This window comes from Kitasatospora sp. NPDC092286, from assembly GCF_044755565.1.
Classification (GTDB): Bacteria; Actinomycetota; Actinomycetes; order Streptomycetales; family Streptomycetaceae; genus Kitasatospora.
In genome coordinates, this window is record NZ_JBIVRD010000101.1 from 1 (window position 1) to 3,816 (window position 3,816).

A 3,816-nucleotide genomic window follows, 5' to 3' on the forward strand; every position below is an offset into this window, starting at 1 on the left:
TTGCGCTCGCGTCACACACCACGGTCTACCGGATCAGGACCCGCCGCGAAGGTGAATCACACAGATTGATCACGACCGAATACGCGCCCTAGTCGAGGCCGGATCTATCACGACTTCATCGACCTGCTCTACAAGCACCAGCACGTTCGTGGCGCTACTGGTATTCGGCTGCAGACTCGTGCAGCTCTGGAGTGCTACGGCAGCAACGCCCTCGACCAGTCCGAGCGTACGCTCAGCTCTCTTCCGGGCCTCATCGCCCTGATCGCCGCCAAACGCCTCGCCGGGAGTTCCCAGCCGGTGATCGACATCTTGGCCTCCCACCCTGACGCCCAACGACCTGCCGAAGTCCCGACCGACGTGTGGCGGGCTTTCCTCGATGACGCTCTGCGACGCAGCGGCCTGTTGACGGTCCGCTCAGGGGAGTTCGTGTTCCTGCACCAGACCCTCCTGGAGTACCTGGCAGCCCGCCACGTCATCCCGGACGAGCAGGACGGCGCCCGTCTGCTTCGTCGACTGTTCGGACGATGGACCCGGTACGGCCCATCCACCAACGATCCAGGCATCAAGTGCCGCCTGTGGTTCCGCAAGATCTGGAGAGCACCGCTCAATGTGGAGGCGTCCTATCTCGGCTTCCTGCTCGACGTAGCCCAGGAGAAGGACCCCGCTGCTACCGACGTGCTCCTGCAACGTCTGGTTCGACGCGGGGGATTCGAAGCCTGCCGGTTCGTCGCCGAGCAGGCGCGCCTTGGCACTCTCGTCCCCGCTGAAATCATCGACGCCACCGCCGACCGCTGCGCAGCGCTGGCCCAGAACACTACGCTGAACAGCGCACTACGGGTGAAGGCCACCGAGTCGCTGGGAGCACTGGACGACCCTCGCGGCCGCGACCTATATGCGGTTCTGGCGGCCGACACCACCCTGGACGACCATTGGCAAATGCGAGCGGCTGCCATGATGGTCAAGCCCAACTCACCTGACGCCCCCTTGAGATTCTGAATGGTTGAGCTGCGGGACGAACTGATATTGGCGCTTGAGGTCGGTTTGCCCCTGAGACGAAATGGTGATTCTTCCCCAGAGGCTGACCTACCCCGTTCGTTCGCCGCCAGCGTCACGCAGCAGGCATACGCTACTGCTTCACCCACGCCTGAACGTCGGAGACCTTGAACTGCAGCTTCGTGTTCTTCCCACTCCCGAACCTGTACGGGATGAGACCCATGCGGGACGCCTCCCGATACACCCACGGAACTGACGTATTCAGATACTCCGCGGTCTCCCTGACGCTCACGGACTGCTGAGCCACGGGACCTCCTCTGTGACGGCTACCAATGCCGGAGAGGTTCGCACGGGAATAGCAGTTTGGCCGAGCCGCGATCACCTGCTAAACGTCGGCTCGGCAATCCCTGATCCCTCCAACCAGCTTGTCGGCAATCGCCGCCCGGCGCTTCCGCGAAAGCAACACCTTGCCTCCCAGCGAGTCGCGCTCGTAGGCACCGGGCCAGCTACGGCACCCCGGCGCCCGAGCACCGTCATCTGCTTCACCTGATCCAGCCCGCGGTTCTGTGAGTAATCTGGCGGCCGGGGAAGTTTGGGGAGCTGGCCGAATGGGGGTGCCCGCGGTGCTGGGTGTAGTGATGGTGCACGGCTTCATGTCGGGCCCGGAGGTGTGGGACCGGTTCACCGGCCTGATCGCTGAGGACACGGATCTGGCCGGAGCACAGGTGTTGCGCTTCGGGTACCGAACCAAGCTTTGGAAGCCGTGGAACCCCACGCGGGTAATCCCTTCGCTGGACACGGTGGCGGACAGCCTGAAGGAGTTTCTGCGCACGGAGGCCGAGCGGTTCGAGCGGTTGGTGCTGGTGGGCCACAGCATGGGTGGGTTGGTGATCCAGCGCCATCTGGTGCGGATGCTCGCCGACGGCCAGGGCCTCCAGGTAAACCGCATCAAGCGGGTCGTGCTGCTGGCCACCCCGAGCGCCGGCTCCCTGCTGGGTCTGGAGGCCCGCCGGGCGCTGTTGCACGGAAATCCTCAGGAGAGGCAACTGCGTCCGCTGAACGAGCAAGTCAGCGACACGCTGAGCAGGGTGTTGAAGGGCGTCATCAACGCGACCGAGTTGTCCGACTACACCTGCCCGATCCCCTTCTCCGTCTTCGCCGGTGAGGAGGACGGCGTCGTCCCCCGGGCATCCGCGCAGGCAGTCTTCTCCGACGCCGCGGTTCTGCCCGGAACCCACTTCACCATCGTCCAGCCCGACTCGGCCACGCACCGCAGCTACACCACCGTCAAGCGGTTGCTGTTGGAGGCGAGCACCGACAGCGACCCCCCAGATGGCACCGTAACCATCCTCGGGCCTGCCGCGTTGGAGGTCCACACTGCCACCTATCCCGACAAAGCAACGAGCCCCTCGGTATGGCTGACGCCCTACCTTCCGCGCGACCACGACCGCGAACTGTGCGACGCACTTCGCCCAGCGCTCACCGGCGGACCGTCCCGCCTGGTCGTCCTCATCGGCGAATCCTCCACTGGCAAGACCCGAGCCCTGTACGAGGCCCTGAGCACCCTTGCCCCCCATCACCCCCTGCTCCGCCCGTCCGGCGCTGCCAACCTGCTCGACATGCTCGAGGCCGGCCGCGTTCGGCCAGGCACGGTCCTGTGGCTCAACGAGGCTCAACGCTTCTTGTACGACGCCGGCGGCAAGGCCGCAGCCGAACAGCTTCACGCCCTGCTGCAGCGCAGCTCCGGAATCGTTGCCGTTGCGACACTCTGGCGTGAGCCGTACTGGAACGAACTCACCTCCGACCAGCCGGGGGCGCCGTACGCAGCCGCGAAAGCTCTGCTCACCCATCCGGCCCTCGCCACTCAAATCAGTGTCCCTCATCGCCTGTTCGAGGCCGACCTTCGGGCTTGGAGGGTCCTCGGCGCCAAACGATCCGATCCGCGGCTTCGGGAAGCTCTGAACGCTGGAGCCTCCGACGGGCGGGTCGTCCAGCACCTCAGCGGCGGACCGGAACTCGTGGACGCCTACACGGCAGGCCCTGGCGCCTACTACACCCACCAGGAGCATGCGCTCCTCACTGCTGCGCTGGACGCACGCCGGCTCGGCCACCGGGCCCCGCTGACCGCCGACTTCCTTGCCCACGCCGCCGACGGCGTCCTCGACGCCCGCCACCGGGCCGCCGATCCCCAATGGGCCCGCGCCCTCCTCGAAGGTCTAGCCGCCGGAGTCCGGGCCGACCGCACTCGTACGGACATCCGCAACACGCTCACCCCGCTCATCGCCGTCCGCAGCCGAGCCGGAGAGCCCGCTCGCTACGAACCAGCCGACTACCTGGATCAACACACCCTCCATCACCGTGCTGACCAACCCGGTGCCCCGTCCCTCTGGGAAGCCGTGACTATCCACCCGCTTGAACGGGATGACGTGGTCCGACTCGCGCAGGCAGCGTGGGATCGGGGGTTCCGCCAAACGGCCGTTCGACTATGGGATCGAGCGGTCCGGACTGGGCACCCCACACTGGCCCTGGCAAATCTCGGAAGAGAGCTGGATCCCGATCACACAGGTGGCGCCATAAGCGTCCTTTACGCCGACCCGACCAAACCGCGTGCAGTGGCCGATCTGCTGGGCGCACTTCACCAGGCCGGCGCCGACGAGGCTGTACAGGCGCTATTGGCATCCGACCCCGCCACCCAGGCAGACCTCGGCGATCTGCCCGCCGTGGCACAACTAGGGCGCGTATTCGGTCGTGATCAATCTGTGTGATTCACCTTCGCGGCGGGTCCTGATCCGGTAGACCGTGGTGTGTGACGCGAGCGCAACT

The 3,816-nt window shown here is 65.9% G+C and carries 3 protein-coding genes; 2 read left to right on the forward strand and 1 reads right to left on the reverse strand.

Features of this window, described 5'->3' with window-relative positions:
* Window positions 1-297 precede the first annotated feature (297 nt).
* Window positions 298-996 carry a hypothetical protein gene (locus ACIQIB_RS39265; RefSeq protein WP_400764246.1) on the forward strand — a complete coding sequence of 233 codons (699 nt, stop codon included), beginning with the start codon at window positions 298-300 and terminating at the stop codon, window positions 994-996.
* A gap of 130 nt (window positions 997-1,126) precedes the next feature.
* Here the strand turns inward: ACIQIB_RS39265 and ACIQIB_RS39270 are convergent, their stop codons facing one another.
* Window positions 1,127-1,300 (reverse strand): helix-turn-helix domain-containing protein, encoded by a 174-nt coding sequence (locus ACIQIB_RS39270; RefSeq protein ID WP_400656860.1) that lies wholly within the window; start codon window positions 1,298-1,300, stop codon window positions 1,127-1,129.
* A gap of 301 nt (window positions 1,301-1,601) precedes the next feature.
* On the opposite strand from ACIQIB_RS39270, the gene ACIQIB_RS39275 reads away from it, so the two are divergent.
* Entirely contained in the window at window positions 1,602-3,758 is a 2,157-nt protein-coding gene (locus ACIQIB_RS39275; RefSeq protein ID WP_400764249.1) for an alpha/beta fold hydrolase, read from the forward strand.
* Window positions 3,759-3,816 lie beyond the last annotated feature (58 nt).

Coding starts and splice junctions, on each gene's coding strand:
- ACIQIB_RS39275 (WP_400764249.1), top strand. CDS start 1,602: ATGGGGGTGCCCGCGGTGCTGGGTGTAGTGATGGTGCACGGCTTCATG.